General features: G+C 71.6%; 3 protein-coding genes. All 3 read right to left on the bottom strand.

The genetic code is table 11. The features are described 5' to 3' along the window. Window positions 1–42 precede the first annotated feature (42 nt). The gene (locus tag ACFU6K_RS30795) at window positions 43–2,190 is read right to left on the bottom strand and encodes a 3-hydroxyacyl-CoA dehydrogenase NAD-binding domain-containing protein (protein WP_380668558.1); all 2,148 of its coding nucleotides are present in this window, start codon (window positions 2,188–2,190) and stop codon (window positions 43–45) included. Between the two features lie 2 nt (window positions 2,191–2,192). Further along, a complete protein-coding gene (locus tag ACFU6K_RS30790; RefSeq protein WP_380668556.1) occupies window positions 2,193–3,437 on the bottom strand; it encodes a thiolase family protein in 1,245 nt (414 codons plus the stop codon). 299 nt (window positions 3,438–3,736) lie between these two features. Then, complete coding sequence (locus ACFU6K_RS30785; RefSeq protein ID WP_380668554.1) at window positions 3,737–4,978, bottom strand: ribonuclease D; 1,242 nt, start codon at window positions 4,976–4,978, stop codon at window positions 3,737–3,739. Between the last annotated feature and the right edge of the window lie 227 nt (window positions 4,979–5,205).

Raw genomic sequence — 5,205 nt, 5'->3', positions numbered from 1 at the left:
GACCAGACGGTCACCGGGGCTCCTCCGTGTCCGGGCCCCGCGTTACGCGGGCACCGAGGCCACGCCCGGGGCGAGGAAGGCCTTGCCGTTCACCCGCTCCGAGACGCCCTCACGGTCCAGGTACGGGGTGATCCCGCCCAGGTGGAAGGGCCAGCCGGCACCGGTGATCATGCAGAGGTCGATGTCCTGCGCCTCGGCGACGACACCCTCCTCCAGCATCAGGCCGATCTCCTGCGCCACGGCCTCCAGGGCGCGGGCGCGGACCTGCTCCGCGGTGAGCACCGAGTCGCCGAAGGTCAGCAGCTCCAGCACCTCGGGGTCGAGGACCTGCTGGCCGTCCGTCCAGGTGTAGAAGCCGCGCTTGCCGGCCTTGACCACCTTGGCGAGGTTCTCGGAGACGGTGAACCGCTCCGGGAAGGCGCCGTGCAGGGTCTCCGAGACGTGCAGGGCGATGGCCGGGCCGACCAGCTCCAGCAGCACGATCGGGGACATCGGCAGGCCGAGCGGCTCGACGGCCTTCTCGACGTCGGCGATCGGGGTGCCCTCGTCGATGATGCCCTGGATCTCGCCCATGAAGCGGGTCAGGATCCGGTTCACCACGAACGCCGGGCGGTCCTTGCACAGCACCGAGGTCTTCTTCAGCTTCTTGGACACCGCGAAGGCGGTGGCCAGCGAGGCGTCGTCCGTCGAGTCGCCGCGGACGATCTCCAGCAGCGGCAGGATCGCGACCGGGTTGAAGAAGTGGAAGCCGACGACCCGCTCGGGGTGCTTCAGCTTCGAGGCCATCTCGGTGACCGACAGCGAGGAGGTGTTGGTCGCCAGCACACAGGTCGGCGAGACCACGTTCTCCAGGTCCGCGAAGACGGCCTGCTTGACGCCCATCTCCTCGAACACGGCCTCGATGACGAAGTCCGCGTCGCCGAAGGCGGCGGCCTTGTCCAGCGAGCCGGAGACCAGGCCCTTGAGGCGGTTGGCCTTGTCCTTGCCGATCCGGCCCTTGCCGAGAAGCTTGTCGATCTCGGCGTGGACGTAGCCGACGCCCTTGTCCACGCGCTCCTGGTCGATGTCGGTGAGGACCACCGGCACCTCCAGACGGCGGGCGAACAGCAGCGCCAGCTGCGAGGCCATCAGACCGGCGCCGACGACGCCGACCTTGGTGACCGGGCGGGCCAGCGACTTGTCCGGCGCGCCGACCGGGCGCTTGGCCCGGCGCTGCACCAGGTTGAAGGCGTAGATGCCGCTGCGCAGCTCGCCGCTCATGATGAGGTCGGCCAGGGCCGCGTCCTCGGCGTCGAAGCCGACCTGGAGGCTGGCCTTGTCCGCGAGGTCGAAGTCCTTGGCGGCGGCGATGATGTCCAGCGCCTTGTAGGCGGCCGGAGCGGCGCCGTGCACCTTGGCGTCGGCGACCATGCGGCCCCAGAGGACGGCGTCGTCCCAGGCCTTGCCGCGGTCGATCGCCTCGCGCTCGACGACGACGTCGCCCTTGACGACCTTGGCGGCCCAGAGCAGCGACTGCTCCAGGAAGTCGGCCGGCTCGAAGATCGCGTCGGCGATCCCCAGCTCGAACACGTCCTTGCCCTTGAGCTGCTTGTTCTGGTTCATCGAGTTCTCGACGATGACCTTGACGGCCTTACCGGCACCCACCAGGTTCGGCAGGATGGTGCAGCCGCCCCAGCCGGGGACGAGACCGAGGAAGACCTCGGGCAGCGAGAAGGCCGGGACGCCCGCCGACACCGTGCGGTAGTCGCAGTGCAGGCCGACCTCGACGCCGCCGCCCATCGCCGCGCCGTTGTAGAAGGCGAAGGTGGGGACGGGCAGCGTGGCGATCCGCTGGAAGACGTCGTGGCCGCCCTTGCCGATGGCCAGCGCGTCCGCGTGCTCCTTGAGCAGCTCGACGCCCTTGAGGTCGGCGCCGACCGCGAAGATGAACGGCTTGCCGGTGATCGCGGCACCGACGATCGTGCCCTCGGCGGCCTCGGCCGCGACCTGGTCCAGCGCCTCGTTCAGCTTGAGCAGCGAGCCCGGGCCGAAGGTGGTCGGCTTGGTGTGGTCGAAGCCGTTGTCCAGGGTGATCAGGGCCAGCCGGCCGGCCTGCAGCGGCAGGTCGAGGTGGCGGACGTGCGCGGTCGTGACGACCTCGCCCGGGAAGAGCTCGGCGCCGCGGGTCAGCAGCTCAGTCGTGTTGGCCATGATCACTTACCACCCTCGACCTGAGACGACTTTTCCGCTCCGCTCCAATGCGGGTTCTCCCAGATGATGGTGCCGCCCATGCCGAAGCCGATGCACATCGTGGTGAGGCCGTAGCGGACCTCCGGGCGCTGCTCGAAGCGGCGGGCCAGCTGGTTCATCAGGCGCACGCCGGAGGAGGCCAGCGGGTGGCCGAAGGCGATCGCACCGCCGTACGGGTTGACCCGCTCGTCGTCGTCCGCGATGCCGTAGTGGTCCAGGAAGGACAGGACCTGGACGGCGAAGGCCTCGTTGATCTCGAAGGCCTGGATGTCGTCGATGGTCAGACCGGCCTTGGCCAGCGCCTTCTCGGTGGCCGGCACCGGGCCGATGCCCATGACCTCGGGCTCGACACCCGCGAAGGCGAAGGAGACCAGGCGCATCTTGACCGGGAGGCCGAGCTCCTCGGCGACGTCCTCGGCGGCCAGCAGCGAGGCGGTGGCGCCGTCGTTCAGACCGGCCGAGTTGCCCGCGGTGATGTTGCCGTGCGGGCGGAACGGGGTCTTGAGGCCGGCCAGCGACTCCATCGTGGTGCCCGGGCGCAGCGGCTCGTCCACGGTGGCCAGGCCCCAGCCGGTCTCGCCGACCTCGGGGTTGGTGTTGCGGATCGAGATCGGCACCAGGTCGGGCTGGATGTCGCCGTTGGCGTACGCCTTGGCGGCCTTCTCCTGGGAGCGCACGGCGTAGGCGTCGCAGCGCTCCTTGGTCAGGTGCGGGAACCGGTCGTGCAGGTTCTCCGCGGTCATGCCCATGAACAGGGCGGACTCGTCGACCAGCTTCTCGGAGACGAAGCGGGGGTTCGGGTCGACGCCCTCGCCCATCGGGTGGCGGCCCATGTGCTCGACACCGCCGGCCACGACCACGTCGTACGCGCCGAAGGCGATGCCGCCGGCGGTGGTGGTCACGGCGGTCAGCGCGCCGGCGCACATGCGGTCGATCGCGTAGCCGGGGACGGACTTCGGCAGGCCGGACAGCAGGGCGGCGGTGCGCCCGATGGTCAGACCCTGGTCGCCGATCTGCGTGGTGGCCGCGACGGCGACCTCGTCGATGCGCTCGACGGGCAGGTTCGGGTTGCGGCGCACGAGCTCCCGGATGCACTTGACGACGAGGTCGTCGGCGCGGGTCTCGTGGTAGATGCCCTTCGGGCCTGCCTTGCCGAACGGGGTGCGGACGCCATCGACGAAGACGACGTCCCTCGCGGTACGAGGCACGGGGGCTCTCCTCCCAGGGACCAACATGACGATTGGGCGGGCTGCCGCCGTCGAAGACCCGAGCGGCGCCGCATCACCGCCATGCTACCCGCCGGTAACCAACCTGCCCAGGCCCCTCGGAGGGATCCGACCATGTGTCCCCCGACACGTTCCCCGGCCCGTCCGACCAGGAGCGTCGTTCCCGGGTACGACGAACGGGTACGACGGGCGGGTACGACGTACGGGTACGACGAAGGGGATGCCACCCATACGGATGACATCCCCTTCCACGTGTTGCCGTGATCGGCCCTGGGCCGTGATCAGTCCTGGGCCGCGGCCGCGGCGAACGCGGCGGCCACCGCCGGCGCCACCAGGTCCACCTGCCACTGCCGGGCGCCGAACCCGCGCAGCGCGGCCGCCACGGCCTCGGGGTCCGGCTCGGTCGGCGGGTGCCAGCAGACCCGGCGGACCGTGTCCGGGGTCATCAGGTTCTCGGCCGGCACGTGGTACCGCTCGGCCAGCTCGCTGATCGCGGCGCGCGCGCCGGACAGCCGGGCGGCGGCCACCGGGTCCTTCTCGGCCCAGGCGCGCGGCGGCGGCGGTCCGTCGTGCGGCGCGGTGGCCGGCGGCAGCATGTTCTCCGGGATCTCCCGGGCGCGCTGCACGGCCGCCAGCCACTGCTCCAGCTGGCGCCGGTGCACCCGCGGGCCGAAGCCCTGGACGGCCTGCAGCGAGGCGATGTTCAGCGGCATGGCCAGCGCGGCGTTGACGATCGCCGCGTCGGCGAGCACCCGGCCGGGGGAGACGTCGCGGTCCTGCGCCATCCGGTCGCGGACCAGCCACAGCTCGCGCACCACGGCCAGCTGACGGCGGCGGCGGATCTTGTGCAGCTGAGAGGTGCGGCGCCACGGGTCGTTGCGCGGGCCCGGGCGGGGCGCGGCGGCGATCGAGGCGAACTCCTCCATCGCCCAGCCGAGCTTGCCCTGGGCGTCCAGCTCCTGTTCGAGTGCGTCGCGCAGCTCGACCAGCACCTCGACGTCCAGAGCGGCGTAGCGCAGCCACGGCTCGGGCAGCGGGCGGGTGGACCAGTCGACCGCGGAGTGCTCCTTGGACAGGCTCAGCCCGAGCACGTTCTCGGTCATCGGCCCGAGGCCGACCCGGGCGAAGCCGGCGATCCGCCCGGCCAGCTCGGTGTCGAACAGGCGCTGGGGTCTCATGCCGACGTCGGACAGGCAGGGCAGGTCCTGGCTGGCCGCGTGGACGACCCACTCGGCGTCCTCGACGGCCCTGCCGAGCGCACTGAGGTCCGGGCAGGCGATCGGGTCGATCAGGGCGGAGCCGGAACCCGCGCGGCGCAGCTGGATGAGGTAGGCGCGCTGCCCGTAGCGGTAGCCGGAGGCCCGTTCGGCATCGACGGCCACCGGTCCGGTGCCCCCGGCGAAGGCGGCGACGACGGCGGCCAGCGCCTGTTCGTCCGCCACGACGGGCGGGATCCCCTCCCTCGGCTCAAGGAGCGGGACCGGGGCTGCTTCTTCTGGGATGGCTGCTACGGCGTCGGTCACCCCCCAAGGGTACGACGGTCCTCGCGGCCGGGAGTGTTGTCGGACTGGTCAGACTGTTGATCGCCCGGGGGCGGCCCGCCCCGCTCCGGGGCGCGGTTCGCCCGCCGCGGGCCCTCCGAGGGTGACGGGAGTCCGGCGGCGGGACGTTGACGGCGGGAGGTTGACGGCGGGAGTCGACGGCAGGCCCCGGAACAGCACTGCGGCGGCCGAGGAGGAAACGTTCCTCC

The organism is Kitasatospora sp. NPDC057512 (genome assembly GCF_042802135.1).
Taxonomy (GTDB): Bacteria; Actinomycetota; Actinomycetes; order Streptomycetales; family Streptomycetaceae; genus Kitasatospora.
Note: the sequence above shows the minus strand (reverse complement) of the source record. Positions and strands in the feature narration are given on the sequence as shown.

What these genes read in the sequence shown, in the direction of transcription:
- ACFU6K_RS30795 (WP_380668558.1), bottom strand. Translation starts at nt 2,190, where the DNA reads ATGGCCAACACGACTGAGCTGCTGACCCGCGGCGCCGAGCTCTTCCCG.